Annotated in this window: 24 protein-coding genes and 1 tRNA gene; 19 read left to right on the plus strand and 6 right to left on the minus strand. The window is 69.5% G+C overall.

Annotated elements, in window-relative coordinates; genetic code table 11:
- Window positions 1–34: 34 nt before the first annotated feature.
- On the minus strand, window positions 35–775 hold the full coding sequence (locus tag MFF06_RS17040) for a sigma-70 family RNA polymerase sigma factor (RefSeq protein WP_238206095.1): 741 nt from the start codon (window positions 773–775) through the stop codon (window positions 35–37).
- 223 nt (window positions 776–998) lie between these two features.
- Window positions 999–1,075 (minus strand) — tRNA-Asp (locus tag MFF06_RS17045).
- A 461-nt stretch (window positions 1,076–1,536) separates the two neighbouring features.
- Here MFF06_RS17045 and MFF06_RS17050 point away from each other — a divergent pair.
- The 19 genes from MFF06_RS17050 (at window position 1,537) to MFF06_RS17140 (ending at window position 21,930) form a co-directional block, all read left to right on the plus strand.
- Window positions 1,537–1,902, plus strand: a complete 366-nt coding sequence (locus MFF06_RS17050; RefSeq protein WP_238206097.1) for an NADH-quinone oxidoreductase subunit A — start codon at window positions 1,537–1,539, stop codon at window positions 1,900–1,902.
- A gap of 42 nt (window positions 1,903–1,944) precedes the next feature.
- Window positions 1,945–2,535 carry a NuoB/complex I 20 kDa subunit family protein gene (locus MFF06_RS17055; protein WP_238206100.1) on the plus strand — a complete coding sequence of 197 codons (591 nt, stop codon included), beginning with the start codon at window positions 1,945–1,947 and terminating at the stop codon, window positions 2,533–2,535.
- Between the two features lies 1 nt (window position 2,536).
- On the plus strand, window positions 2,537–3,184 hold the full coding sequence (locus MFF06_RS17060) for an NADH-quinone oxidoreductase subunit C (protein ID WP_238206101.1): 648 nt from the start codon (window positions 2,537–2,539) through the stop codon (window positions 3,182–3,184).
- A 16-nt stretch (window positions 3,185–3,200) separates the two neighbouring features.
- Window positions 3,201–4,391, plus strand: coding sequence for an NADH-quinone oxidoreductase subunit D (locus MFF06_RS17065; RefSeq protein ID WP_238206102.1), 1,191 nt, complete (start codon window positions 3,201–3,203; stop codon window positions 4,389–4,391).
- 10 nt (window positions 4,392–4,401) lie between these two features.
- The gene (gene nuoE / locus MFF06_RS17070) at window positions 4,402–5,505 is read left to right on the plus strand and encodes an NADH-quinone oxidoreductase subunit NuoE (RefSeq protein ID WP_238206103.1); all 1,104 of its coding nucleotides are present in this window, start codon (window positions 4,402–4,404) and stop codon (window positions 5,503–5,505) included.
- Window positions 5,506–5,514: 9 nt separating this feature from the next.
- Entirely contained in the window at window positions 5,515–6,816 is a 1,302-nt protein-coding gene (nuoF, locus tag MFF06_RS17075) for an NADH-quinone oxidoreductase subunit NuoF (RefSeq protein WP_238206104.1), read from the plus strand.
- 214 nt (window positions 6,817–7,030) lie between these two features.
- Window positions 7,031–9,112 (plus strand): NADH-quinone oxidoreductase subunit NuoG, encoded by a 2,082-nt coding sequence (gene nuoG / locus MFF06_RS17080; RefSeq protein WP_238206105.1) that lies wholly within the window; start codon window positions 7,031–7,033, stop codon window positions 9,110–9,112.
- A 9-nt stretch (window positions 9,113–9,121) separates the two neighbouring features.
- Window positions 9,122–10,144: an NADH-quinone oxidoreductase subunit NuoH gene (gene nuoH, locus MFF06_RS17085; RefSeq protein WP_238206106.1), complete on the plus strand. Its 1,023-nt coding sequence runs from the start codon at window positions 9,122–9,124 to the stop codon at window positions 10,142–10,144.
- A gap of 28 nt (window positions 10,145–10,172) precedes the next feature.
- On the plus strand, window positions 10,173–10,661 hold the full coding sequence (nuoI, locus tag MFF06_RS17090; RefSeq protein ID WP_238206107.1) for an NADH-quinone oxidoreductase subunit NuoI: 489 nt from the start codon (window positions 10,173–10,175) through the stop codon (window positions 10,659–10,661).
- Between the two features lie 142 nt (window positions 10,662–10,803).
- Window positions 10,804–11,424, plus strand: coding sequence for an NADH-quinone oxidoreductase subunit J (locus tag MFF06_RS17095; protein ID WP_238206109.1), 621 nt, complete (start codon window positions 10,804–10,806; stop codon window positions 11,422–11,424).
- Between the two features lie 34 nt (window positions 11,425–11,458).
- Window positions 11,459–11,767, plus strand: a complete 309-nt coding sequence (gene nuoK / locus MFF06_RS17100) for an NADH-quinone oxidoreductase subunit NuoK (RefSeq protein WP_238206111.1) — start codon at window positions 11,459–11,461, stop codon at window positions 11,765–11,767.
- A 62-nt stretch (window positions 11,768–11,829) separates the two neighbouring features.
- Window positions 11,830–13,947, plus strand: a complete 2,118-nt coding sequence (gene nuoL, locus MFF06_RS17105; protein WP_238206113.1) for an NADH-quinone oxidoreductase subunit L — start codon at window positions 11,830–11,832, stop codon at window positions 13,945–13,947.
- 59 nt (window positions 13,948–14,006) lie between these two features.
- Window positions 14,007–15,527: an NADH-quinone oxidoreductase subunit M gene (locus tag MFF06_RS17110; RefSeq protein WP_238206115.1), complete on the plus strand. Its 1,521-nt coding sequence runs from the start codon at window positions 14,007–14,009 to the stop codon at window positions 15,525–15,527.
- Window positions 15,528–15,538: 11 nt separating this feature from the next.
- Window positions 15,539–16,984, plus strand: coding sequence for an NADH-quinone oxidoreductase subunit NuoN (gene nuoN, locus MFF06_RS17115; RefSeq protein WP_238206117.1), 1,446 nt, complete (start codon window positions 15,539–15,541; stop codon window positions 16,982–16,984).
- Window positions 16,985–17,111: 127 nt separating this feature from the next.
- Window positions 17,112–17,930, plus strand: a complete 819-nt coding sequence (locus MFF06_RS17120; protein WP_238206119.1) for a biotin--[acetyl-CoA-carboxylase] ligase — start codon at window positions 17,112–17,114, stop codon at window positions 17,928–17,930.
- Between the two features lie 16 nt (window positions 17,931–17,946).
- Window positions 17,947–19,620: a ribonuclease J gene (locus MFF06_RS17125; RefSeq protein ID WP_238206121.1), complete on the plus strand. Its 1,674-nt coding sequence runs from the start codon at window positions 17,947–17,949 to the stop codon at window positions 19,618–19,620.
- Window positions 19,621–19,771: 151 nt separating this feature from the next.
- Entirely contained in the window at window positions 19,772–20,176 is a 405-nt protein-coding gene (gene mce / locus MFF06_RS17130) for a methylmalonyl-CoA epimerase (protein WP_238206123.1), read from the plus strand.
- An 8-nt stretch (window positions 20,177–20,184) separates the two neighbouring features.
- The gene (locus MFF06_RS17135) at window positions 20,185–20,508 is read left to right on the plus strand and encodes a DUF1467 family protein (RefSeq protein WP_370876646.1); all 324 of its coding nucleotides are present in this window, start codon (window positions 20,185–20,187) and stop codon (window positions 20,506–20,508) included.
- A gap of 81 nt (window positions 20,509–20,589) precedes the next feature.
- Window positions 20,590–21,930: a sugar MFS transporter gene (locus tag MFF06_RS17140; protein WP_238206125.1), complete on the plus strand. Its 1,341-nt coding sequence runs from the start codon at window positions 20,590–20,592 to the stop codon at window positions 21,928–21,930.
- Between the two features lie 211 nt (window positions 21,931–22,141).
- On the opposite strand, the gene nudC is transcribed toward MFF06_RS17140, so the two are convergent.
- The 4 genes from nudC to MFF06_RS17160 all read right to left on the minus strand — a co-directional run bounded on the left by nudC (window position 22,142) and on the right by MFF06_RS17160 (window position 25,168).
- On the minus strand, window positions 22,142–23,044 hold the full coding sequence (gene nudC, locus MFF06_RS17145) for an NAD(+) diphosphatase (protein ID WP_238206127.1): 903 nt from the start codon (window positions 23,042–23,044) through the stop codon (window positions 22,142–22,144).
- A 5-nt stretch (window positions 23,045–23,049) separates the two neighbouring features.
- Window positions 23,050–23,502 (minus strand): HIT domain-containing protein, encoded by a 453-nt coding sequence (locus tag MFF06_RS17150; protein WP_238206128.1) that lies wholly within the window; start codon window positions 23,500–23,502, stop codon window positions 23,050–23,052.
- Window positions 23,503–23,535: 33 nt separating this feature from the next.
- The gene (locus tag MFF06_RS17155) at window positions 23,536–24,159 is read right to left on the minus strand and encodes a hypothetical protein (protein ID WP_238206129.1); all 624 of its coding nucleotides are present in this window, start codon (window positions 24,157–24,159) and stop codon (window positions 23,536–23,538) included.
- 145 nt (window positions 24,160–24,304) lie between these two features.
- Entirely contained in the window at window positions 24,305–25,168 is an 864-nt protein-coding gene (locus MFF06_RS17160; RefSeq protein WP_238206130.1) for a universal stress protein, read from the minus strand.
- Window positions 25,169–25,192 lie beyond the last annotated feature (24 nt).

The raw sequence follows: 25,192 nt of genomic DNA on the forward strand, positions 1-25,192 counted from the left end.
CGCCGCCCGGCGACGGGGCAGGGCAGGGCCCGCGTCAGACCGACGGGTCGGAGACCGTGCCCAGCGCCGAGAGGGTCACGCCGTCGCTGCCGATGTCGCCGCCGCCGTAGCCGAGGAGCCGGGCGAGCTGCGCCCGCGCCCGCCAGACCCGGCTCTTGGCGGTGCCGATCTGACATTGCATGACCGCCGCCGCCTCCTCGTAGCTGAGGTTCTCGATGCCCACGAGGACGAGGGCCTCGCGCATCACCGGGGCCAGCCGGTCGAGGGCGGCGCGCACGTCCTGCAGATCGAGATGGCCGCCCTGCTCAGGCGCGGCGGCGAGGCGGCCGGCATAGTCGCCGTCGCTGTCCGGCACCTCCCGCGTCTGGCGGCGGTGACGGCTGTAGAAGACGTTGCGCAGGATGGTGAACAGCCACGCCTCGAGGTTCGTGCCCGGCTCGAATCCGCCGCGCCCGCGCCACGCCCGCAGGAGGGCATCCTGCACGAGGTCGTCCGCGGCGGCGGGCTCCCGGGCGAGCGACAGGGCGAACCGCCGCAGGGCCGGGACGGAGGCCAGCAGCCCCGTGCGGAACGCCGCCTCGTTCGCGGCGCCGAGGCCGCCCGGCCGGTCCAACGCCGTCCCGAGACGGGCCAGAAGCTCCGCGAACCGATCCGGCTCCCCGGGCCCCGCCTCCTCGTAGGCGGAGCGCAGGAGAGAGCCGAGATGGCGGCGCACGGCATCGGACAGAGCCGGAGCCGTCGCACCGTCGAGCAGGTCTGCGTCAGGTTCGGTCATCGCGTCCGCATGGCCGCGGCGCGGGCCCCATGACCGCACCGGGTGCGAGACTTGTCGGCCCGGACGGCCGGCCACGCCTCAACATGCGTTAAGGCGACCCGCGCTTCGCGGGGGCGGCGGCGCGCCACATCCGCGTGCGGGCGCGCGGACCAGCCGCACGAAGGCGGACGCGCGGACCAGCCGGGCGACGGCGCTTCGACTTATAAGGAGTGATATGAGAAACTGGCGCGGGCGACGGGGCTCGAACCCGCGACCTCCGGCGTGACAGGCCGGCACTCTAACCAACTGAGCTACGCCCGCGCGGGCGGTCGCTGCTGGGCACCTCAGTGCCGGGCGACGAGGCGGGGTTTATGGGGGGGCGGCGGGACTGTCAAGCGTGCCTCGGCCATGAAATTGGCGATGGAAAATCCGGCGGCAGCGATCCGGCCGAGGGGACCGGGACGGTCGCACCGTGCGCCGTGCCCCCGCGGCGCGGGCCGTCCCGCGACTCGACCGGCGTGGGTCCGTACCCGCCCGGCCTCCCTCCGGTGTCGCAGGCGACGCTCTGCCGCCTGTGCGGATGTGTCGGGTTGCGCAGGGAGGGCGCCGCCGCCCATCTGCCATGACGAGGACGCGGTTTGTGCGACGCGCAACGCCCATTGTCATGTGGCGGCGCCTCGACTAAGCCACGCCCGAACGCATCCTGGCATAAGAACAATTCAACCGGGGGAGCCGGTCCGGCCTCGCGCCGCTGCCCTCCCTCGTTTCGCGAGGCTTGGGCCATGACCGGACTGCTGGCGGATTATCTGCCGCTCATCGTCTTCATCGGGGTCGCGACCTTTATCGCGGCGGCGCTCCTCGTGGTGCCCTTCCTCGTGGCCTTCAAGGCGCCCGACCCGGAGAAGCTGTCGGCCTACGAGTGCGGCTTCAACGCCTTCGACGACGCGCGCATGAAGTTCGACGTGCGCTTCTATCTCGTGGCCATCCTGTTCATCATCTTCGATCTCGAAGTGGCCTTCCTCTTCCCCTGGGCAATCACCTTCGGGGAACTCGGCTGGTACGGCTTCTGGTCGATGATGGTCTTCCTCGGCGTCCTGACCGTCGGCTTCGTCTACGAGTGGCGCAAGGGCGCCCTCGAGTGGGACTGAAGCCGGCAAGGCCACCGAGACCGTAGGAAATCGAGGCGCTGCATGGCCCTGATCCAAGACACGTCCCTTCGCACTCCGGCGATCGCGCCGCAGCCCAAGGGCATCATCGATCCGAATACGGGGCGCCCCATCGGCGCGGACGATCCGACCTTCCTGTCGATCAGCGACGAGCTGGCAGACCGCGGCTTCCTGCTGACGAGCGCGGACGAGCTCATCAACTGGGCCCGCACCGGCTCGCTGATGTGGATGACCTTCGGGCTCGCCTGCTGCGCCGTCGAGATGATGCAGATGTCGATGCCGCGCTACGATTGCGAGCGGTTCGGCTTCGCGCCCCGCGCCTCACCGCGCCAGTCGGACGTGATGATCGTGGCCGGCACGCTCACGAACAAGATGGCCCCGGCCCTGCGCAAGGTCTACGACCAGATGCCGGAGCCCCGCTACGTCATCTCGATGGGCTCCTGCGCCAACGGCGGCGGCTACTACCACTACTCGTATTCGGTGGTGCGCGGCTGCGACCGTGTGGTGCCGGTGGACATCTACGTCCCCGGCTGCCCGCCCACCGCCGAGGCGCTGCTCTACGGGGTGCTGCTCCTGCAGAAGAAGATCCGCCGCATCGGGACGATCGAGCGCTGACATGACGAACGGCATCTCGATCCTCCCGCACACCCGGCCGGAGACCGGCGACACCGCCGTCGAGGCGATGGCCGCCCGGGTCACCGCCGCCCTCGGGCCGTCGGTGGTCTCCCACACCATCGCCTTCGGCGAGCTGACGCTGGTGGTCCAGGCGTCGAACATCGTGTTCGCGCTCACCTACCTGCGCGACGATCCGGCCTGCGCCTTCCGCTGCTTCATCGACCTCTGCGGCGTCGATTATCCGCAGCGCGAGAAGCGGTTCGACGTGGTCTACCACCTGCTTTCGCTGCGCCACAACGCGCGCATCCGGGTGAAGGTGCAGACCGACGAGGTGACTCCGGTGCCCTCCATCATCGAGGTCTATCCGGCGGCGAACTGGTTCGAGCGCGAGGCCTACGATCTCTACGGCATCCTGTTCTCGGGCCACCCCGACCTGCGGCGGCTGCTCACCGATTACGGCTTCGAGGGCCACCCCCTGCGCAAGGACTTCCCGCTCACCGGCTTCGTCGAGGTCCGCTACGACCAGGACGAGGGCCGCGTCGTCTACGAGCCGGTCCAGCTGACGCAGGAATTCCGGAACTTCGACTTCCTCTCGCCGTGGGAGGGCACGGACTACGTGCTCCCCGGCGATGAGAAGAAGTCGGCCTGAGGCAGCGGAGGTCGTCGTGACGGAACACAACATCCGCAACTTCGCGATCAACTTCGGCCCGCAGCATCCGGCGGCGCACGGCGTGCTGCGCCTCGTGCTGGAACTCGACGGCGAAGTCGTCGAGCGGGTCGATCCGCATATCGGCCTGCTCCACCGGGGCACCGAGAAGCTGATCGAGCACAAGACCTACGTCCAGGCGACGCCCTATTTCGATCGGCTCGACTACGTGTCGCCGATGAACCAGGAGCACGCTTTCTGCCTCGCGATCGAGAAGCTCGCGGGCATCGAGGTGCCGCGCCGGGCCAAGCTGATCCGCACCCTCTACTGCGAGATCGGGCGGCTGCTGTCGCACCTTCTCAACGTCACGACGCAGGCGATGGACGTCGGCGCCCTCACGCCCCCGCTCTGGGGCTTCGAGGAGCGCGAGAAGCTGATGATCTTCTACGAGCGGGCCTCCGGCGCCCGGCTCCACGCCAACTACTTCCGGCCGGGCGGCGTCCACCAGGACCTGCCGCCCAAGCTGATCGACGACATCGACGCCTTCTGCGACCCGTTCCTGCAGGTGGTGAACGACCTCGATGCCCTCGTGATGGAGAGCCGCATCTTCAAGCAGCGCAACGTCGACATCGGCATCGTATCGGTCGACGAGTGCATGGAGTGGGGCTTCTCGGGCGTGATGGTGCGGGGCTCCGGCATCCCGTGGGACCTGCGCAAGAGCCAGCCCTACGAATGCTACGAGGAGATGGATTTCGACATCCCCGTGGGCAAGAACGGCGACACCTACGACCGGCAGGTCATCCGCATGGAAGAGATGCGGGAATCGGCCAAGATCATGAAGCAGTGCTGCGCCAAGCTGCGCGAGCCCGCCGGTGGGGGGCCGATCGCCTCCCTCGACGGCAAGTTCGCGCCGCCGCCGCGCCGGGAGATGAAGCGCTCGATGGAGGCGCTCATCCACCACTTCAAGCTCTACACCGAGGGGTTCCACGTCCCCGAGGGCGAGGTCTACGCCGCCGTCGAGGCGCCCAAGGGCGAGTTCGGCGTGTATCTCGTGTCGGACGGCACCAACAAGCCGTACCGCTGCAAGATCCGCGCTCCGGGCTTCGCGCACCTTCAGGCGATGGATTGGATGTGCCGCGGGCACCTTCTGGCCGACGTGTCCTGCGTGCTCGGCACGCTCGACATCGTGTTCGGCGAAGTGGATCGGTAAGACGACAGCGATGGCCAACCGCAGACTCGCCCCCGCCTCCGAGCAGCCCGAGAGCTTCGCCTTCACCCCCGAGAACGCGGAGTGGGCCAAGCACCAGATCGCGAAATACCCGGAGGGCCGGCAGGCCTCCGCCGTGATCCCGCTCCTGTGGAAGGCGCAGGAGCAGAACGGCGGCTGGCTGCCGCAGAAGGCGATCGAGGCGGTGGCCGCCGAACTCGGCATGCCGAAGATCCGCGTGCTCGAGGTGGCGACCTTCTACACGATGTTCGCCCTGGAGCCGGTGGGCCGGTTCTGGATCCAGCTCTGCGGCACGGTGCCGTGCGATTCCTGCGGCTCCCGCGAGTTGAAGGCGATGCTGCAGAAGCGCCTCGGCCCGCCCGGCCACGTCTCTGCGGACGGGAACTTCTCCTGGCTCGAGGTCGAGTGCCTGGGCGCCTGCTGCAACGCGCCGATGGTGCAGATCAATCAGGACTACTACGAGGACCTGACCCCCGAATCCCTCTCCAAGCTGATGGACGACCTCGCCGCCGGACGGCCGGTGAAGATCGGCTCGCAGGCGGGGCGCATCTCCTCCGAGCCGAAGGGCGGCGCGAACACGCTGACCGACGAGACCCTGTTCGACGGGTCGCGGGTCGGCGCGTGGCGCAAGCGCTTCGAGCAGGCGAAGGAGGCCGAGCCCGCCGGGGCGGCCGGCGACGCGCCCAAGACCGAGATCAAGGCCCCCGTGGCCAAGACCGGCGAGGCCGAGTCCGCCACGCAGCAGGCGGCCACCGCGCCACGGCCTGCCAAGCCGGATGCCGGCCGCCCCGTCGAGCGCAAGGCGTCCGACGCCCCCGCCCAGCGGGCCGCCGACGGCGAAGAGCCGGTGAAGCCCGAGGACCGGGCCGACGCCGCCGAGCGCGGACATTCGCTGGCCAAGCATGGCGGCGCCCGCCTGCACGACTCGGACGCGCTGGACTCCCCGGCCGCCCGCGTCGCCGAGGGCGAGCCCGCCGCCGGCGAAGAGGGCAACCAGGAATTGCCGGGACGGGACATCCCCCCGCCGCCGCCGGAGGCTTCCGGTGCGAGCGAAGCGGTGGAGGAGAAGCTCGATTCCGACGCGAAGAAGAAGTGAGGGCCTGACATGCTCGCCGATCAGGATCGCATCTTCACCAATCTCTACGGCCTGCATTCGCCGGGGCTCGACGCCGCGAAGAAGCGCGGCGCCTGGGACGGGACCAAGTTCCTCCTGGAGCAGGGCCGCGACTGGATCATCGAGGAGATGAAGGCCTCGGGCCTGCGCGGCCGCGGCGGCGCCGGCTTCCCGACGGGCCTGAAGTGGTCGTTCATGCCGAAGAAGTCGGACGGGCGGCCGCATTACCTCGTGGTCAACGCCGACGAGTCGGAGCCGGGCACCTGCAAGGACCGGGAGATCATGCGGCACGATCCGCATCTCCTGATCGAGGGCTGCATGCTGGCCTGCTTCGCCATGGGCGCGCATGCCTGCTACGTCTACATCCGTGGCGAGTACGTCGCCGAGAAGCACGCCCTGCAGAAGGCCGTGGACGAGGCCTACGAGGCGCGCCTCGTGGGGCAGAGCAACGTCCACGACTACCCGTTCGACATCTACGTCCACCACGGCGCGGGCGCGTATATCTGTGGCGAGGAGACGGCCCTCATCGAGAGCCTGGAGGGCAAGAAGGGGATGCCGCGGCTGAAGCCGCCCTTCCCGGCCAACATGGGCCTCTACGGCTGCCCGACGACGGTGAACAACGTTGAGTCCATCGCGGTGGCGGGCACGATCCTGCGCCGGGGCGCGGCGTGGTTCGCCGGGCTCGGCGGCAAGAACAACACCGGCACCAAGCTCTTCTGCGTCTCAGGGCACGTGAACACGCCGTGCAACGTCGAGGAGGAGCTCGGCATCACCTTCCGCGAGCTGATCGACAAGCATTGCGGCGGGATGCGCGGCGGCTGGGACAACCTGCTCTGTTCGATTCCCGGCGGCTCCTCGGTGCCGCTGGTGCCCGCCGAGCAGATCATCGACGCCAAGATGGACTTCGACACGCTGCGCAACCTCGGCTCAGGCCTCGGTACGGCGGCGGTGATCGTGCTCGACAAGTCCACCGACATCGTCGGCGCGATCGCCCGGATCTCGTACTTCTACAAGCACGAGTCGTGCGGCCAGTGCACGCCCTGCCGCGAGGGCACGGGCTGGATGTGGCGGGTGCTGACGCGCATGGTCGAGGGCCGGGCGCAGAAGCGCGAGATCGATATGCTGTTCGAGGTCACGAAGCAGATCGAGGGCCACACGATCTGCGCGCTCGGCGACGCGGCGGCCTGGCCGATTCAGGGCCTCATCCGCCACTTCCGCCCCGAAATCGAGAAGCGGATCGACCGCTACACCGCCAACCCCCATTCCGATCCGGTGCCGATGGCGGCGGAGTGACGATGATGCGGGTCTGCAGTCCACAGCCTGAGCGTCCGGGCGCGACGGTCACGCTCCTCTCCGTCATTGCGAGCGGAGCGAAGCAATCCAGGGATGCGGGCCTTTTCAGAACGTGGCGGAGCGCTGGATTGCTTCGCTGCGCTCGCAATGACGACACCGGGTTTCAGGGGCCGACCCGCCTTTCCGCGTTCGTGCCAGATTTCGAGACGATGCGATGACCAAGATCCTCATCGACGGCACCGAGGTCGAGGTTCCGGCCGACTACACGCTGCTCCAGGCGTGTGAGGTCGCGGGCGCCGAGATCCCGCGCTTCTGCTTCCACGAGCGGCTGTCCATCGCCGGCAATTGCCGCATGTGCCTCGTGGAGCTGAAGGGCGCCCCGAAGCCGGTGGCCTCTTGCGCCTACGCGGTGAAGGATTGCCGCCCCGGCCCGAACGGCGAGCCGCCGGAGGTGCTGACGCGCTCCGGCCTCACCAAGAAGGCCCGCGAGGGGGTGATGGAGTTCCTCCTCATCAACCACCCGCTCGATTGCCCGATCTGCGACCAGGGCGGCCATTGCGACCTGCAGGACCAGGCGATGGCCTACGGCGTCGATTCGACCCGCTACCAGGAGAACAAGCGGGCGGTCGAGGAGAAGCACATCGGCCCGCTGGTGCGGACGGCGATGAACCGCTGCATCCACTGCACCCGCTGCGTGCGCTTCCTGGCGGAGGTGGCCGGCGTGCCGGACCTCGGCGCCATCGGGCGCGGCGAGGACATGGAGATCACGAGCTACCTCGAGCAGTCGATGGCCTCGGAGCTCCAGGGCAACGTCGCCGACCTCTGCCCGGTGGGCGCGCTGGTGCACAAGCCTCAGAGCTACAACGTCCGCCCCTGGGAGCTGTCGAAGACCGAATCGGTCGACGTGATGGATGCGGTGGGCTCGTCGATCCGGGTCGATACCCGGGGCCGCGAGGTCATGCAGATCGAGCCGCGGGTGAACGAGGAGATCAATGAGGAGTGGATCTCCGACAAGACCCGCCACGTGGTGGACGGGCTGCGGCTCCAGCGCCTCGACCGGCCCTACCTGCGCGAGAACGGGCGGCTGCGCCCCGCCTCCTGGGGCGAGGCGTTCCAGGCCATCGCCGCCAAGGTGAAGGGCACCGAGGCCAAGCGCATCGGCGCCATCGTCGGCGACCTCGCCGCCGTGGAGGAGACCTTCGCGCTCCGTGAGTTGATCCGGAGCCTCGGCTCGCCGAACCTCGATGGCCGCCAGACCGGCGCGGGCCTCGATCCGGCGCTGGGCCGGGCGAGCTACCTGTTCAACCCGACGATCCCCGGCATCGAGTCGGCGGACGCGATCCTGCTCGTGGGCGTCAACCCGCGCACGGAAGCCTCGCTGCTCAACGTGCGCATCCGCAAGCGCTGGCGCATGGCGCCGCTGGCGGTGGGTGTGATCGGCGACCAAGTCGATCTCACCTATCCGAGCCACTACCTCGGCGCGGGCGCCGAGTCGCTGGCGGCGCTGGCCCGGGGCGAGCACAGCTTCCTCGACATCCTCAAGGAGGCGAAGGCGCCCCTCGTCGTCGTCGGCTCTACGGTCGCGCCCGGCGTGATGGCCGCCGCCGCGACGCTGGCGCAGGATCTCGGCACCGTCGCCGAGGGCAAGCCCGGCTTCGGCGTGCTGCACCATGCCGCCGCGCGGGTGGGCAGCCTCGATCTCGGCTTTGTACCGGGGGAGGGCGGCCTGACCTTCGCGCAGATGACCGCAGCCGGCGGGGTGGACGTGCTGTTCAACCTCGGGGCCGACGAGTGCGAGATCGCGCCCGGCGCCTTCGTGATCTACCAGGGCACCCACGGCGACCGGGGCGCCTCCCGCGCGGACGTGATCCTGCCGGGCGCCGCCTACACCGAAAAGAACGCGACCTACGTCAACACCGAGGGCCGGGTGCAGATCGCCAACCGCGCGGGCTTCCCGCCGGGCGACGCCCGCGAGGACTGGGCGATCCTGCGCGCCCTGTCGGACGTGCTGGGCCACCGCCTGCCCTTCGATTCGCTGATCGCGCTCCGCAAGGCGCTCTATGCCGCCCACCCGCATTTCGCCGCGGTGGACGGCGTGGAAGCCGGCGACGTGGCCGGGGCCGTGTCGGCGCTGGCCGCCCGCGGCGGCGAGACCGGCAGCGGCGCCTTCGTGTCGCCGGTGAGCGACTTCTACCTCACGAACCCCATCGCCCGCGCCTCGCGGGTCCTCGCGGAATGCTCGCGGCTGGCGCGGGAGCGGGCCTCCGAGCCCCTTCCCCTCGCGGCGGCCGAGTAGGAGAGCCCGATGACGCCCCTGGAACTCGTCGGGACGGTGCTCCTGATCGCGCTGAAGAGCTTCGTGCTGCTCGCCGCGCTCCTCGTCTTCATCGCCTACGCCCTGCTCGCCGACCGGAAGATCTGGGCGGCGGTGCAGCTGCGGCGGGGCCCGAACGTGGTCGGCCCCTACGGGCTGTTCCAGTCCTTCGCCGACCTCCTGAAGTTCGTGCTGAAGGAGCCGGTGATCCCGGCGGGCGCCAACAAGGCGATCTACCTGCTGGCGCCGCTGGTCTTCGCCATGCTCGCCCTGTCGAGCTGGGCCGTGATGCCGATCGCCGACGGCTGGGCCATCGCCGACATCAACGTCGGCATCACCTACATCTTCGCGATCTCGTCGCTCGGCGTGTACGGCGTCATCATGGGCGGCTGGGCGTCGAACTCGAAATACGCCTTCCTCGGGGCGCTGCGCTCGGCGGCGCAGATGATCTCCTACGAGGTATCTCTCGGCTTCGTGATCATCTGCGTGCTGATGTGCGCGGGCTCGCTGAACCTCACCCGGATCGTGGCGGCGCAGGACACGAGCCTCGGCCTGTTCGGGTGGTACTGGCTGTGGCTATTCCCGATGTTCGTGGTGTTCTTCGTCTCGGCGCTGGCCGAGACGAACCGCCCGCCCTTCGACCTGCCGGAGGCCGAATCGGAGCTCGTGGCGGGCTACATGGTCGAGTATTCCTCGACCCCGTACCTGCTGTTCATGCTCGGCGAGTACGTGGCCATCATGACCATGTGCGCCCTGGGCACGGTCCTCTTCCTGGGCGGCTGGCTCTCGCCGATCCCCTTCGCGCCCTTCACCTGGGTGCCGGGCGTGATCTGGTTCATCCTGAAGGCGAGCTTCCTGTTCTTCGGCTTCGCGATGGTGAAATCCATCGTGCCGCGCTACCGCTACGATCAGCTGATGCGGCTCGGCTGGAAGGTGTTCCTGCCCCTGTCCCTCGTCTGCGTCGTCGTGGTGGCCTTCGTCCTCAAGGTCGCCGGCCTCGCCCCCGGCGCCTGACGCTCACGGAATTTTCGGAGATCCGGGCATGAAGCTCGATCAGATTGCCAAGAGCCTGCTCCTGAAGGAGTTCGTGTCCGGGATGGTCCTGGGCATGCGCTACTTCTTCAAGCCGAAGGCGACGATCAACTATCCGTTCGAGATGGGCCATCGCGGTCCTCGCTTCCGGGGCGAGCATGCGCTCCGCCGCTACCCCAACGGGGAGGAGCGGTGCATCGCCTGCAAGCTCTGCGAGGCGATCTGCCCGGCGCAGGCCATCACCATCGAGGCGGGTCCCCGCCGCAACGACGGGACGCGCCGCACCACCCGCTACGACATCGATATGGTGAAGTGCATCTACTGCGGCATGTGCCAGGAGGCCTGCCCGGTGGACGCCATCGTCGAGGGGCCGAACTTCGAGTTCTCCACGGAGACCCGCGAGGAGCTTCTGTACGACAAGCAGAAGTTGCTCCTGAACGGCGACCGGTGGGAGCGGGAGATCGCCCGCAACATCGCCATGGACGCGCCCTACCGCTGAGCGGGACGCAACCCTGTCGGTCGCCGCATCGCGGCAAAACCGTTGTGCCGGCTCGGGCCGGGTTCTATAGACGGGCCGCCTGCGGCGGCCTGACGCCACCGAGGCAGAAGGGGCCGCGCGAGCGGCCGGACGCACGAAGCGCATGACCGCAGCAGCCGCCTTCTTCTACCTGTTCGCGAGCCTCGCCGTCGCGTCGGGCTTCATGGTGATTGCATCCCGCAATCCCGTCGCCTCCGTCCTGTTCCTGATTCTCGCCTTCGTGAACGCGGCGGGTCTCTTCGTGCTGATGGGCGCCGAGTTCCTGGCGATGATCCTCGTGGTCGTCTACGTCGGCGCGGTGGCGGTGCTGTTCCTGTTCGTGGTGATGATGCTCGACGTGGATTTCGCCGAGCTGCGCCAGGGCTTCCAGCAATACCTGCCGATCGGCGGCCTGATCGGCGCGATCTTCCTGATCGAGCTGTTGCTCGTCGTGGGCTCGTGGTCGATCGATCCGGGCCTCGTCCAGGCGCCGCTCGGCAACGTGGCGAGCGCCGAGAACGTGACCAACGCCCAGGCGCTCGGCCGGGTGATCTACACGGACTACGCCTACTTCTTCCAGATCGCCGGCCTCATCCTCCTCGTGGCGATGATCGGGGCGATCGTGCTGACGCTGCGGGACCGCCCGGGCGTGAAGCGCCAGAACATCGCGGTGCAGAACGCCCGCACCCAGGCGACCGCCATCGAGACCCGCAAGGTGCCCTCGCGCCAGGGCGTGGAAGTCTGATGCCCGGCGCGCGGCCAGTCCGGGCCAGGAGAGTGTGATGATCGGCTTGAGCCATTACCTGACGGTCGCGGCGATCCTGTTCACGCTCGGCGTGCTCGGCATCTTCATCAACCGCAAGAACATCATCGTCATCCTGATGTCGGTCGAGCTGATCCTACTCTCGGTCAACATCAACCTCGTCGCCTTCTCGACGCAGCTCAACGACATCACCGGCCAGGTCTTCGCCCTGTTCGTGCTGACGGTGGCCGCCGCCGAGTCGGCCATCGGCCTCGCCATCCTGGTGGTGTTCTTCCGCAACCGCGGATCGATCGCGGTCGAGGACGTGAGCATGATGAAGGGCTGACTTAGCCCCTCATCGTCTCCCAACCCGCCCCGCCCGACGCGAAGACGGACAGCCTTCCCCCGATGTACCACGCGATCGTCTTCTTCCCGCTCATCGGCGCCCTGACCGCCGGCCTGTTCGGGCGCTATCTCGGCGCGCGGGCCTGCGAGTATGTGACCACCGCCTGCCTCGCCTTCGCGGCGCTCATTTCCTGGGGGGTGTTCCTGGAGGGTGGCCCCGAGGTGCGGGTGCAGGTGGCCACGTGGTTCACCGCCGGCGACCTGACGGTCGATTGGGCCTTCCGCATCGACACGCTGACGCGGGTGATGCTGGTTGTCGTGACCTCGGTCTCGACCCTCGTGCACCTCTACTCCATCGGCTACATGGAGGAGGACCCGCACCGGCCGCGCTTCTTCGCGTACCTGTCGCTGTTCACCTTCGCCATGCTGATGCTGGTGACGGCGGACAACCTCGTGCAGATGTTCTTCGGCTGGGAGGGCGTGGGTCTCGCCTCCTACCTGCTGATCGGCTTCTGGTACGAGAAGCCCTCGGCCAACGCCGCCGCGATGAAGGCCTTCATCGTCAACCGCGTGGGCGACCTCGGCTTCTCGCTCGGCATCTTCCTCGTCTTCGTGCTGTTCGGCTCGGTGGCCTTCGACGGGATCTTCCCGAAGGTCGACACCGTGAAGGACCTGACCTTCCACTTCCTGGGCTACGACTGGAACGCCCTGACGCTCGCCTGCCTGCTCCTCTTCATGGGCGCCATGGGCAAGTCGGCGCAGTTCCTGCTGCACACGTGGTTGCCGGACGCGATGGAGGGCCCGACCCCGGTCTCCGCCCTCATCCACGCCGCCACCATGGTGACGGCGGGCGTGTTCATGGTCGCCCGGCTCTCGCCGCTCTTCGAGCTGGCGCCCAACGCGCTGATCGTCGTCACCGTGATCGGCGGCATCACCGCCTTCTTCGCGGCCACCGTCGGCCTCGTGCAGAACGACATCAAGCGCGTGATCGCGTATTCGACCTGCTCGCAGCTCGGCTACATGTTCGTGGCGCTCGGCGTCGGCGCCTACTCGGCGGGCGTATTCCACCTGTTCACCCACGCCTTCTTCAAGGCGCTGCTGTTCCTTGGGGCCGGCTCGGTCATCCACGCGATGCACCACGAGCAGGACATGCGGAACATGGGGGCGCTGCGCCGCTACATCCCCTTCACCTGCGCGATGATGGCGATCGGCACCCTGGCGCTGATCGGCTTCCCCTTCACCGCCGGCTACTACTCGAAGGACGCGATCATCGAGGCGGCCTACGCCTCGACCCGGCCGGGCCACACCCTGGCCTTCCTGTGCACGGTGATCGCGGCCTTCTTCACCTCGTTCTACTCCTGGCGCCTGTTCTTCCTGACCTTCGAGGGTCCGGCGCGCTGGGGCGTGCACGCCCACCACGGGCACCACGACGACCACGCCCATCCCGCGGTCGTCCATTCCACGATGGCCCACGAGGCGGACGGCGCGCCGGGCCACACCGAGGGCGTCGCCCACGACGACAAGGGCTCGGACATCGAGCCCGCGCACCACAGCGACCTCGTGGCGGACGACCATCACGGCCACGGCCATCACGGCGATCACACGCCGCACGAGAGCCCGCTGGTGATGACGATCCCGCTCGCGGTGCTCGCCTTCGGCGCGCTCTTCGCCGGCCTGATCTTCAAGAACCGGTTCATCGGCGAGGGCATGGAGGCGTTCTGGGGCCACGCCCTGGCGCACGGCCCCGAGAACCACATCATGCACGACATCCACCACGTGCCGGCGCTGGTGTCCTACCTGCCGTTCATCATGCTGGTCGGCGGATTCGTCGTCGCCTTCTGGATGTATATCTCGCAGCCGAAGCTGCCGGGCGAGCTCGCCGCGCAACAGCCGACGCTGTACCGCTTCCTGCTCAACAAGTGGTACGTCGACGAGATCTACGACACGATCTTCGTGAAGCCCGCCAAGAAGTTCGGCCTCTTCCTGTGGAAGGAGGGCGACGGGCGGATCATCGACGGGTTCGGGCCCAACGGCGTGGCCGCCCGCGTGGTGGACGTCACCCGCGGCGTGGTCCGCCTCCAGACCGGCTACGTCTACCACTACGCCTTCGTCATGCTCATCGGTGTCGCCGGCTTCATCAGCTGGTACCTGATGTCCGGCCTTCCCAAGGGTGGCCACTGATGCGTCGGACTCGGACGGATCGGCCTTCCCTGCGGCAGGCAGAGGGGAATACCAAGTAAATGTTCGGCCTCGGCATCCTCTCCGGTCTGCTGATCGTGCCCCTGTGCGGGGCGGCTTTCATCCTCACGCTGAACGGCGACGAGGAGGCGGTGGCGCGCAACAGCCGCTGGGCCGCGCTGGCAACCACGATCGTCACCTTCCTCCTCTCCCTGGTGGCGTGGTCGCGCTACGATGCCACCTCGTCGAGCTTCCAGCTCGTGGAGAGCCACGTGTGGCTCGCCGAGACCATCCGCTTCAAGCTCGGCGTCGACGGCTTCTCCATGCCGCTCGTGCTGCTGACCACCTTCCTGATGCCGTTCTGCATCGGCGCCTCCTGGCACTCGATCCACACCCGCGTGAAGGAATACTTCGTCGCCTTCCTGGTCCTCGAGACCACGATGATCGGCGTGTTCCAGGCGCTGGACCTCGTGCTGTTCTACCTGTTCTTCGAGGCTGGCCTGATCCCGATGTTCCTCATCATCGGCATCTGGGGCGGTCAGCGCCGGATCTACGCCAGCTTCAAGTTCTTCCTGTACACGCTGCTCGGCTCGGTGCTGATGCTGCTCGCCATCATGGCGATGTACTGGGAGGCCGGCACGACCGACATCCCGACCCTGCTCCAGCACCGCTTCCCGGTGGGGATGCAGTGGTGGCTGTGGCTCGCCTTCTTCGCCTCATTCGCGGTGAAGATGCCGATGTGGCCTGTCCACACCTGGCTGCCCGACGCTCACGTGGAGGCGCCCACCGCAGGCTCTGTGATCCTGGCCGGCATCCTCCTCAAGCTCGGCGGCTACGGCTTCATCCGGGTGTCGATCCCGATGTTCCCGGAGGCGAGCCACGAGTTCGCCCCGCTGGTCTTCGCCCTTTCGGTGATCGCGATCATCTTCACCTCGCTCACCGCGATGATGCAGACCGACATCAAGAAGCTGATCGCCTACTCGTCGGTCGCCCATATGGGCTTCGTGACCCTCGGCCTGTTCACCCTGAACGAGCAGGGCATCCAGGGCGCGATGTTCCTGATGATCTCGCACGGGATCGTCTCCGGCGCGCTCTTCCTCTGCGTCGGCGTGGTCTACGACCGGATCCACACCCGCGAGATCGCGGCCTATGGCGGCCTCGTGAAGCGGATGCCACTCTACGCCGTAGCGATGATGGTGTTCACCATGGCCAATGTCGGCCTGCCGGGCACGTCCGGCTTCGTCGGTGAGTTCCTGTCGATGATGGGGGCGTTCAAGGCCAACCCGACGGTCGCCTTCTTCTCGACCTTCGGCATCATCCTGTCGGCGGGCTACGCCCTGTGGCTCTACGCCCGGGTGATCTACGGGAAGCTGGAGAAGCCCAATCTCCAGGGCATCATGGATCTCGACAACCGCGAGAAGCTCATCCTCGCCCCCCTCGTCGCCCTGACAATCTATTACGGCGTGCATCCTGCGCCCGTGCTCGACGTGTTCGCGCCCTCCACCGAGGCGCTGATGGCGAGCATGAAGGCCGCGCTCGCCAACACCCAGACCGCGGCGGCCGCGCTGCCGGTCCCGCGCTGAAGGCCGCCCCGATGCCGACCGTCCACGCCGCCCTCCCGTCCCTCTCGCCGCTGATGCCCGAGTTGATCCTCGGCATCGGGGTGCTGCTCCTCATCCTCTACGGGGCGTGGCGCGGCGAGCGCTCCGCCGAGAGCGTGAGCGTCGGGGCGCTGGTGCTCCTCCTCGTCGCCCTGTTCGCGGTGCTGTCGCAGCCGGCGAGCGGCCGGGTCACGACCCTGTCCGGCGCCTTCGTGTCGGACCCGTTCTCGAAGGTGATGAAGTCGCTGGTGCTGCTCGGCTCCTCGGCGACGATCCTGCTCGCCCACGACTACTTCAAGCGCGAGCGCATCGACCGGTTCGAGTTCCCGGTGCTGATCGTGCTGTGCACCATCGGCATGATGGTGATGGTCTCGGCCAACGACCTCATCGCCCTCTATCTCGGCCTGGAGCTGCAATCGCTCGCGGCCTACGTCATCGCCGCCTTCCACCGGGACGACGCCCGCTCCACCGAGGCGGGGCTGAAGTACTTCGTGCTCGGCGCCCTCTCCTCGGGGATGCTGCTCTACGGCTCGTCGCTGATCTACGGCTTCACCGGCACGGTCTCCTTCCCCGGCATCGTCTCGGCCCTGAACGACCAGGCGGGCGCGGGCATCGTGCTCGGCATCGTGTTCGTGGCGGCGGGCGTGTGCTTCAAGATGTCGGCGGTGCCGTTCCACATGTGGACGCCCGACGTCTACGAGGGCTCGCCGACGCCGGTGACGGCCTTCTTCGCCGCCGCACCGAAGATGGCGGCGGTCTCCATGACGGTGCGGGTGTTCATCGGCGCCCTGCCGGACGTCACGGCGGTCTGGCAGCAGATCTTCGTGTTCGTCTCCATCGTCTCGATGGCGCTCGGCTCCTTCGCGGCCATCGGCCAGCGGTCGATCAAGCGGCTGATGGCCTATTCCTCGATCGCCAACATCGGCTACGCGCTGATCGGCCTTGCCTCGGGCTCGCAGGAGGGGATCCAGGGCCTCGTCCTGTACATGATCATCTACCTCGCGATGACGCTCGGCACCTTCGCGATCATCCTGTCGCTCCGGCGCCGGAACGTGATGTTCGAGTCCATCGACGACCTCTCGGGCCTGTCGCGGACCCATCCCTGGCTCGCCTTCTGCCTCGCGGCGATGATGTTCTCGCTGGCCGGCATCCCGCCGCTCGCCGGGTTCTTCGCGAAGTTCTACGTCTTCGCGGCGGCCATCAAGGCGGGGCTGGTGACGCTGGCGGTGATCGGCGTCGTGACCAGCGTGGTGGGCGCCTACTACTACCTGCGCATCGTCAAGATCATGTACTTCGACGAGCCGAAGGAGCGCTACGAGGCCATGGCGCCGGGCCTGCGGGTGGTGCTGGCCCTGTCGAGCCTGGTGGTGATCCTGTTCGTGGTGATCCCGGACCCGCTGCGGGCCGCCGCCGCGAACGCCGCGAAGTCGTTGTTCTGAAAACGGGGATCCCAAAGGGCGTCACGCCCTTTGGCGGGTGCAGGGCAGAGTCCTGCGGAAGCCAGGGACCTCGCCCCTGGACCCCACTAAAGGACGTGTCCTTTGGGATCCTGGTATAGGATTGAGAGTGGCCTATCGCCTCGGGGAGGCGGCGCGGGCGGCGGGGCACCGGCTCCACGTCCATGATCGTCTCGGTTCCACCAACACCGAAGCCCTGGAACGGGCGCGCGCCGGGGAAACCGGGCCGCTCTGGGTCGTCGCGCACCGGCAGGAGGCCGGCCGCGGCCGCCGGGGCAACGTCTGGGCGTCCCTGCCCGGCAACCTCACTGCCAGTGTCCTGTGGCCGGTGGCGGGGGTGGCGCCGGACCATCTGGCGGAGCTCGGCTTCGTGGCGGGGGTGGCGCTGGCGGACGCGGTGGAGGCGACCTGCGGCACCCTGCCGGGCTGGGATCGCCGGGATCCCACCCGATCTGTGCGCCTCAAGTGGCCGAACGACCTGCTGCGCGGCGGCGCCAAGCTCGCGGGGCTCCTGCTGGAGGCGGAGGTCCTGCCGGGCGGGCGACGGGCGGTGGTGATCGGGTTCGGCGTCAACGTCGCCGCCGCACCGGAGGGCTTGCCCGTCAAGGGGATACCCCCCACGAGTCTCGCCGCGGCGGGTTACGTCGGCGGCCCGGAAGCGCTACTGAACCATCTCTCCGACCAGATGGCGGCGCAGGCGCGCGCCTGGAACGGAGGCACGGATTTCACCCGCATCCGCGAGCGCTGGCTCGCGCGGGCCGCCGGTCTCGGCTGCGAGATCGCCGTGGCCAGCGGGGAACGGGTCCTGCGGGGCCGGTTCGACACGATCGACGAGGGGGGGCGGCTCGTGATCCTCGGCCCCGACGAGGCCCGGCACGTCGTGACCGCCGGGGACGTACATTTTGGAACGGCCGCGACGGCGGCCTGAGTTTGGACGACGACAGATGGCATCAGGACAGGAGGAGCTCGTCTTCCTGCCGCTCGGCGGCGTGGGCGAGATCGGGATGAACGCGGCCCTCTACGGCTTCGGGCCGGCGAAGGGCCGCAAATGGATCATGGTCGATTGCGGGATGGGGTTCGCGGGTGAAGAGGCGATGCCCGGCGTCGACCTCATGTTCCCCGATCTCTCCTTCATCGAGGAGCGGCGGAAGGATCTGCTCGGCATCTTCATCACCCACGCGCACGAGGACCATATCGGCGCCATCGCGGAATTGTGGCCGCGCCTGCGGGTGCCGGTCTACGCCACGCGCTTCGCCAAGAGCCTGATCGAGACCCGGCGCCTCTCGGAGCCGGGCGCCCCGAAGGTCGACCTGCGGGAGATCAAGCCGGGCCGCCGCCAGACCGTCGGCCCCTTCGAGATCGAGTTCGTGCCGGTGGCCCACTCGATCCCCGAATCGAACGCGGTGGCGATCCGCACGGCGGCGGGCCTCGTGGTCCACACGGGCGACTGGAAGGTCGATCCGTCGCCGGTGGCGGGCAACGTCACCTCGCCGGAGGCCTTCACCGCGCTCGGCGACGAGGGCATCCTGGCGCTGGTCTGCGATTCGACCAACGTGGTCCGCGAGGGCTTCTCGCCGAGCGAGACCGAGGTCGCCGCCACCCTCAAGGACCTGGTCGCGAACGCCCCCCACCGGGTGGCCGTGACCACCTTCGCCTCGAACGTCGCCCGCATCCGGGCCGTGGCCGAGGCGGCTCAGGCCTGCGGCCGCGAGGTCATCGCGGTGGGCCGGGCCATGGACCGGGTGATCGACGTGGCGCGCGAGTGCGGCTACCTCGACGGCCTGCCCGAGTTCCGCCGGGCGGATTCGTGGAAGAGCCTGCCGCGCGAGCGGGTGGTGGCGCTCCTCACCGGCTCCCAGGGCGAGCCCCGGGCGGCCCTGGCCCGCGTCTCCCGCCGCGACCACCCGGACATCTCGCTCGCCGACGGCGACCGGGTGATCTTCTCCTCGCGGGCGATCCCCGGCAACGAGCGCGACGTCGGCGCCATCATCAACGACCTGATCGAGCAGGGCGTGGAGGTCGTCACCGACCGCACCGCCCTGGTCCACGTCTCCGGCCACCCGCGCCGGGACGAGATGGTCGAGATGTACAAGTGGACCCGGCCGCAGACGGCGATCCCGGTCCACGGCGAGGCGCTCCACCTCGACGAGCACGCCCGCTTCGCCCGCGCCCAGGGCGTCGGCAACGTGGTGAAGGCCCGCAACGGCACGCTGGTGCGCCTCTCCCCCGGCAAGCCGGAGGTGGTGGAGCACGTGAAGTCCGGGCGCCTCTACAAGGACGGCAACGTCCTGATCGACGACAAGGACCGGGCGATCCCGGAGCGGCGCAAGCTGATGCAGGCCGGGCTGGTCTCGGTGGCCATCGCCATCGACGAGGACGGCGTGGTGCTGGGCGAGCCGGCGGTGGACATCATCGGCCTGCCGAATCGCGGACGCGGCGGCGACGCGATGATCGACACCGTTGTCGATGCCGTCTCGCAGACCCTGCGCGGCCTCTCGCGGGGCAAGCTCAAGGACTCCGAGGGCGTCGAGAAGAGCGTCGACCGGGCCGTGCGCCAAGCGGTCAACGAGGTGTGGGGCAAGAAGCCCGCCTGCCACGTGCAGGTTGTGGAGGTGTGATAGGCTCGCGCTTCTCCCCTCCCCCTTGTGGGGAGGGGCGGGGGTGGGGGTGGTGCCGGACGAAGCTCGGCGGTGCCGCCTGAACCACCCCCACCCCTAACCCCTCCCCACAAGGGGGAGGGGAAGAGGAACCGACAGGGAGGCAAATGGAATGATCGGCCGGCTCAACCATGTGGCCATCGCGGTGAAGGACCTCGACGCCGCCACCGCGACCTACCGCGACACGCTGGGCGCCACGGTATCCGAGGCGCTGCCGCAGCCGGATCACGGCGTCACCGTGGTGTTCGTGGAACTGCCGAACAGCAAGGTCGAGCTGATGGCGCCGCTGGGCGAGGGCTCGCCCATCGCGGCCTTCGTGGAGCGGAACCCGAACGGGGGCGTCCACCACGTCTGCTACGAGGTCGACGACATCATCGCCGCCCGGGACAAGCTGAAGGCGCAGGGTGCGCGGGTGCTCGGCACCGGCGAGCCGAAGATTGGCGCCCACGGGAAGCCGGTCCTGTTCCTGCACCCGAAGGACTTCCTCGGCACCCTGGTGGAGCTGGAGCAGGTGTGAGCGGGCTGATGCAGGTGTTCGGGCGCTCGACGCCGGCGACCCTGGGGGCGATGACGGTGCTCGTCGCCGCCTTCGTCGCCGTGGGGGTGAGCCTGTTCAAGCTCACGGTGGCGGGCGGCGTCGCCCTCTACTTCGTGATCTGGTGGACGCTGCTCTTCGCGATCCTGCCGATCCGCAACCAAGCGGAGACGAGGCCCGAGCACATCGTGCCCGGGCAGGATCCCGGCGCCCCGGCCCGCCCCAGGCTGCGCGAGAAGGCGATCTGGACGACCCTGCTGGCGGGCGTGGTGTTCCTCGGGGCGCTGGCCGTGTTCCCCCTGGCGGGTCTGTGAATCGGCCGCGTTGACGGCGCCCTCGCCCTCCCACACCCTCGGCGGAAACCTCCCCGCGGCGGGAGGGCAGGGGAGGCAGGGATGGTCGCTCTCGGGGGGGCGCGGACCGGCGCCGCGACGGCGCGGCCGCACGGATCGGCGCAAGGGTCGGTGACGGAAACGAGGGCGGGCTGGCTCCTGCCCCTGATGCTGGCCCTGTTCTTCACCTGGGGCCTCGCCACCGTCCTCGTCGACATCATCACGCCCAAGCTGAAGAGCCTGTTCGCCCTGAGCTATGCCGAGGCGACGCTCACGCAGTTCTGCTTCTTCCTCGCCTACGCGGTCATCTCCCTGCCGGCCGGGGCGCTGGTCGCGCGGATCGGCTATCTCCGGGGGCTGGTGCTCGGCCTGCTCGTCATGGCGGCGGGCAGCCTGATGTTCACCCCGGCCGCGAGGATCGGCGTCTATCCCCTGTTCTTGGCTGCGTTGTTCGTGATGGCCTCCGGCATCGCGGTGCTGCAGGTGGCGGCCAATCCCCTGGTGACCGGCCTCGGGGCGCCCGAGAGCGCGCCGAGCCGCCTGACCCTGGCGCAGACCTTCAATTCCCTCGGCACCACCGTCGGCCCGGCCGTCGGCGCCTGGGCGATCCTGTCCCGGGGCCCGGCGGCGCCCGCCGACCCCGCCTCCCTGACGCCGCAGGCCCTGGAGGCCGCGCGGCTCGCCGAGGCGGCGGTGCTTCAGACCCCGTTCCTGGTGATCGCGGGCGGCCTCGCCGTGCTCGCGGGCGTGTTCTGGGCCCTGCGCCACCGGATGGGGCAGGAGGGCGGACCGGACGGCGCCGAACGCTCCGGCTCCGGCATCGGGCTCGATCTGTTGCGGCGACCGCGCCTCGCCTTCGGGGCGCTGGCGATCTTCCTGTATGTCGGCGCCGAGGTCTCGATCGGCACGCTGATGGTGAGCTACCTGGAGCAGAGGCAGGTGCTGGCGGCGAGCCCCGAGACCGCCGGACATCTCCTCAGCTTCTACTGGGGCGGCGCGCTGGTCGGGCGGATCGTCGGCAGCCTCGCCCTCCGGCGGGTGAGGGGCGCGGCGGCGCTCGCGGCCTGCGCCCTGGCGGCGGGCGGTCTCGCCACCCTCTCGGCGCTCACCGGGGGCGTGGTCTCCGGCTGGAGCCTGCTGGCGGTCGGCCTCGCCAACGCGATCCTGTTCCCGACGATCTTCGCCATGGCGATCGAGGGGCTCGGGCCGCGCACGGCACAGGGCGCGGGCATCGTCTGCGTCGCCATCGTCGGCGGGGCGGTGGTGCCCGTGATCACCGGGGCGCTGGCCGACCGGGTCGGCCTCCAGGCGGCCCTGGCGGCGCCCATCGCCTGCTACGCCTGCATCGCGCTCTACGGGTTCGTGTCGCTGCGGGGGGCGAAGCCGGAGGTCGCCACGGCGTGAGCGTCTGGCCGGACAGGGCACGACGGTCTCTCAGTCGCACGCCGTCCTTGCAAGCGCAGCGAAGCAATCCAGGGATCCGCCAACTCTGGAAGCGTCCCGCTGCCCTGGATTGCTTGGCTTCGCTCGCAAGGACGGTAAGTGAGACGCGTCGTCGTGACCTTTCCGGCCAAGCTCTCAGGACGAGGGGAGAGGGAGGGGCGCGGCGTTTCGCTCAGCCCTCCACGAATTCCCGCATCAGGAAGTGCGCGATGGCCATGGGCGGGGGCGACTGGATGCCCTCGGGATGGGTCCCGGCGAGCATCCCCGCCACCGCCGCGCGGTCGAACCAGCGGGCATCCTCCAGCTCCGCAGGATCGGTGACGATGTCCTCGTCCAGCGCCTCGGCGACGCAGCCGAGCATCAGGGAGGAGGGGAAGGGCCAGGGCTGCGAGGTCCGGTAGGAGACGGCGCCGACGCGGATCCGCGTCTCCTCGAACACCTCGCGCCGCACCGCCCCCTCGATGGTCTCGCCGGGTTCGAGGAAACCCGCGAGGCAGGAGAACATGTGCGGCCGGAAATGCGGGCCGCGCCCGAGGAGGCAGCGGTCGCCCCGGCGCACGAGCATGATCACCACGGGATCGACCCGGGGAAAGTGGTGGGCGGAGCAGGAGGGGCATTCCCGCCGGAAGCCCCCCGCCTTGGCCGCCGTCGCCGTCCCGCATTGGGCGCAGAAGCGATGACGGCCGTGCCAGTCGAGCATCGACTTGGCCACCGCGAGCAGGCCCAGTTCCTCCGGCTCCACCACCCCGTCGGTGGCGATGCTGCGCAGGTCGAGGAGGCGGTCGCCCGCCGTCTCGGCCGAGGCGGCGGCGTCCGCGGGCAGCGCGGCGGCGAAGACCGGGCGCCCGTCCCAGCGGCCGAGGAAGATGGTCTCGGTGCGGTCCCCGGCCGCCGGCAGCGCCGCCGCCGCATCGAGGAGGGCCGTACCGCCCGCCAGAACGAGCTTGTCGCCGGCCATCAGGACGAGGGCGGTGCCCGGCGCGTCGAGGGAGGGCACCGCCTCCTCGGGCTGCTCGGACGAATGCCGCTCGAGCCGGTTGCGGGTGAAACCGAGGGTCAGCAGGGGATCGGTCATCGGGATCAGGCCGCCGCGAACAGGGCGCCGGCGCGCTCGGCGAGCTGGGCGCGGGCGTGGAGGGGGTAGGGGGTCCGGGTGCCGAAGCCCCAGACCGGGCCGGGCCATGCCGGATCGGACCGGAACCGGCCGATCACGTGGACATGGAGCTGGGCCACCATGTTGCCCAGCGCCCCGACGTTGATCTTGTCGGGCTTGGCCAGCGCCTGCATCACCCCGGCCGCCATCCGGATCTCCCGCCACAGGGTCGCGGCCTCGTCCTCGGGGAGGTCGGTGATCTCGCTGGCGCCCGCCACGCGCGGGACGAGGATCAGCCAGGGGAAGCGGGCGTCGTCCATCAGAAGCACCCGCGACAGGGCGAGGTCACCGAGATGGACGGTGTCGGCGGACAGGCGCGGATCGAGGGCGAAATCGGGCTCGGGACAGGCGGGATCGGTCATCCCGCCTGTATAGAGCATTTTCGGCGGAGGGAGGTCCCTCCGCTCCCGCCCTCACAGGGTCGGCACGGTGCCCTGGCGGCCGACGATCACCGTGCCCGCCTCCAGGCCGCCGTCCTTCGCGGAGGTGGTGAAAACCGAGACCGGCGCGCCGGGGACGAGCAGCGCCTTCTCGCCGGGGGCCACCTGCGTCACCGGCGTCCCCTTGGGGATCTCGAAGGCGGTGCGGTCGCCGCTCTGATCGCTCTTGAAGGTCAGGCTGACGCGGCGGTCCTCCGTGCCCGACAGGTCGGTGACCCAGCCGCCGGTGAGGGTCGCGCCGGGCTCCGTGTCCCAGGGCTGCCGCCCCGCCGCGAAGCCGCGCTCGGAGGGGGAGAACAGCGTCACCCGCTGGGCCTTCCCCGTGCCGGGGACATCGATGACGGTGAGATAGCTCTCCGGCTTGATGTCCCGCAGGCGGGCTCCGGTGGCGGTGAAGACCTGGGTCAGGGGGTCCATCGCCACCGTGATGGTGCTGCCGCTGCGCCGCCGGACCGTGAGCATGTCGCCGTCGCGGGATTCCACCGTGCCCCGAAACCGCTGGGTGGAGGGGGCGGGCTTGCCCGGCTGCGCCAGGGCCGGCGTCACGGCGGGGGCGGCGACGAGGAGCGCGGCGACGACGGAGAGAGTGCGGATCACGGTGATTCCTCGGCCTGATCTGGCGGGGCCCGCCGGCTCCCGAACGTGGCCGTCGGCGGGGGGTTCCTCCAGAACGAACGGGGAGCCTGCCTCCGCAATCCCGCCTGCCCTTCGCCCGCCGCCCTCCTGCGACGCGCGCGCCCGCTCAATGCGCCATCAGCACCGGCATGTCCGCCTGGGCCAGGACGTGGCTCGTCACGCCGCCAAAAATCATCTGGCGCAGGCGGCTCTGGGTGTAGGCGCCCTTGATCAGCAGGTCGCAGCCGAACTCCTTGGCCTCGCTGAGGAAGGTCTCGCCGGGGGTGCGCCGCCCGGTGGGCAGGGCGCGGTGGGTGGTGGCGACGCCCTCGCAGGCGAGCGACTGGGCGAGATCCTGGGCGCTCGGGCCCGGCACCATGCCGCCCTCGACGCTGAGCACCAGCACCCGCGAGGCCCGGCGCAGGAAGGGCATGGCGAAGGCCACCGCGCGGGCGGTCTCGGTGGAGCCGTTCCAGGCGATCAGCACGGCGTCGCCGAGGCTGGTCGGCGGGGTCGGCGGGGCCAGCAGGATCGGCTTGCCGCTCTCGAACAGGGCGGTCTCGAAGGTGGTCATCCGGGGGGCGTCGTCCCCCGATCCGGGACGGCCGACGATGGTCGCGGAGAACAGGCGGGCGTACTGCCCGAGGAAGGCGTCGCCGGTGGGCACGTCCTGCCGCCATCGGTAGCGGGGGCCCGCCTCCATCACCTTCTCCGGGTTGCATTGCCCGTCCCGGGGGTGGCGGGGGATGCCGGCGGCGTCCATCGCCGCGATGAAGCGCGAGCCCGCCTCCTCGGCCTCGGCGAGGTCGGCCTCCTCGTCGCGCAGCCACGTCATGCCGCCGACCATGTCGACGGGGACGTATTCGGCCAGCGCCGGACGGAGGGAGACGCCCTCGATCAGGCTGCCGAACCGGCTCGCGGCGAGGCGGGTGGTCTCGAAGACGGAGGGCAGCGCGGCGTGCATCGCCACGGGTACGAGCAGGGTCTTCATCGCGTCGGCCTCCGGCCTGCCATC

Origin of the sequence: Methylobacterium aerolatum (genome assembly GCF_022179085.1) — a bacterium.
GTDB classification, from domain to species: domain Bacteria; phylum Pseudomonadota; class Alphaproteobacteria; order Rhizobiales; family Beijerinckiaceae; genus Methylobacterium; species Methylobacterium aerolatum.

What these genes read in the sequence shown, in the direction of transcription:
- MFF06_RS17110 (WP_238206115.1), top strand. Translation starts at nt 14,007, where the DNA reads ATGTTCGGCCTCGGCATCCTCTCCGGTCTGCTGATCGTGCCCCTGTGC.
- nuoL (WP_238206113.1), top strand. Translation starts at nt 11,830, where the DNA reads ATGTACCACGCGATCGTCTTCTTCCCGCTCATCGGCGCCCTGACCGCC.
- nudC (WP_238206127.1), bottom strand. Translation starts at nt 23,044, where the DNA reads ATGACCGATCCCCTGCTGACCCTCGGTTTCACCCGCAACCGGCTCGAG.
- nuoE (WP_238206103.1), top strand. Translation starts at nt 4,402, where the DNA reads ATGGCCAACCGCAGACTCGCCCCCGCCTCCGAGCAGCCCGAGAGCTTC.
- nuoI (WP_238206107.1), top strand. Translation starts at nt 10,173, where the DNA reads ATGAAGCTCGATCAGATTGCCAAGAGCCTGCTCCTGAAGGAGTTCGTG.
- nuoH (WP_238206106.1), top strand. Translation starts at nt 9,122, where the DNA reads ATGACGCCCCTGGAACTCGTCGGGACGGTGCTCCTGATCGCGCTGAAG.
- MFF06_RS17050 (WP_238206097.1), top strand. Translation starts at nt 1,537, where the DNA reads ATGACCGGACTGCTGGCGGATTATCTGCCGCTCATCGTCTTCATCGGG.
- MFF06_RS17150 (WP_238206128.1), bottom strand. Translation starts at nt 23,502, where the DNA reads ATGCTCTATACAGGCGGGATGACCGATCCCGCCTGTCCCGAGCCCGAT.
- MFF06_RS17135 (WP_370876646.1), top strand. Translation starts at nt 20,185, where the DNA reads ATGCAGGTGTTCGGGCGCTCGACGCCGGCGACCCTGGGGGCGATGACG.
- MFF06_RS17055 (WP_238206100.1), top strand. Translation starts at nt 1,945, where the DNA reads ATGGCCCTGATCCAAGACACGTCCCTTCGCACTCCGGCGATCGCGCCG.
- nuoN (WP_238206117.1), top strand. Translation starts at nt 15,539, where the DNA reads ATGCCGACCGTCCACGCCGCCCTCCCGTCCCTCTCGCCGCTGATGCCC.
- MFF06_RS17160 (WP_238206130.1), bottom strand. Translation starts at nt 25,168, where the DNA reads ATGAAGACCCTGCTCGTACCCGTGGCGATGCACGCCGCGCTGCCCTCC.
- nuoG (WP_238206105.1), top strand. Translation starts at nt 7,031, where the DNA reads ATGACCAAGATCCTCATCGACGGCACCGAGGTCGAGGTTCCGGCCGAC.
- MFF06_RS17040 (WP_238206095.1), bottom strand. Translation starts at nt 775, where the DNA reads ATGACCGAACCTGACGCAGACCTGCTCGACGGTGCGACGGCTCCGGCT.
- mce (WP_238206123.1), top strand. Translation starts at nt 19,772, where the DNA reads ATGATCGGCCGGCTCAACCATGTGGCCATCGCGGTGAAGGACCTCGAC.
- nuoF (WP_238206104.1), top strand. Translation starts at nt 5,515, where the DNA reads ATGCTCGCCGATCAGGATCGCATCTTCACCAATCTCTACGGCCTGCAT.
- MFF06_RS17125 (WP_238206121.1), top strand. Translation starts at nt 17,947, where the DNA reads ATGGCATCAGGACAGGAGGAGCTCGTCTTCCTGCCGCTCGGCGGCGTG.
- MFF06_RS17095 (WP_238206109.1), top strand. Translation starts at nt 10,804, where the DNA reads ATGACCGCAGCAGCCGCCTTCTTCTACCTGTTCGCGAGCCTCGCCGTC.
- MFF06_RS17140 (WP_238206125.1), top strand. Translation starts at nt 20,590, where the DNA reads ATGGTCGCTCTCGGGGGGGCGCGGACCGGCGCCGCGACGGCGCGGCCG.
- MFF06_RS17060 (WP_238206101.1), top strand. Translation starts at nt 2,537, where the DNA reads ATGACGAACGGCATCTCGATCCTCCCGCACACCCGGCCGGAGACCGGC.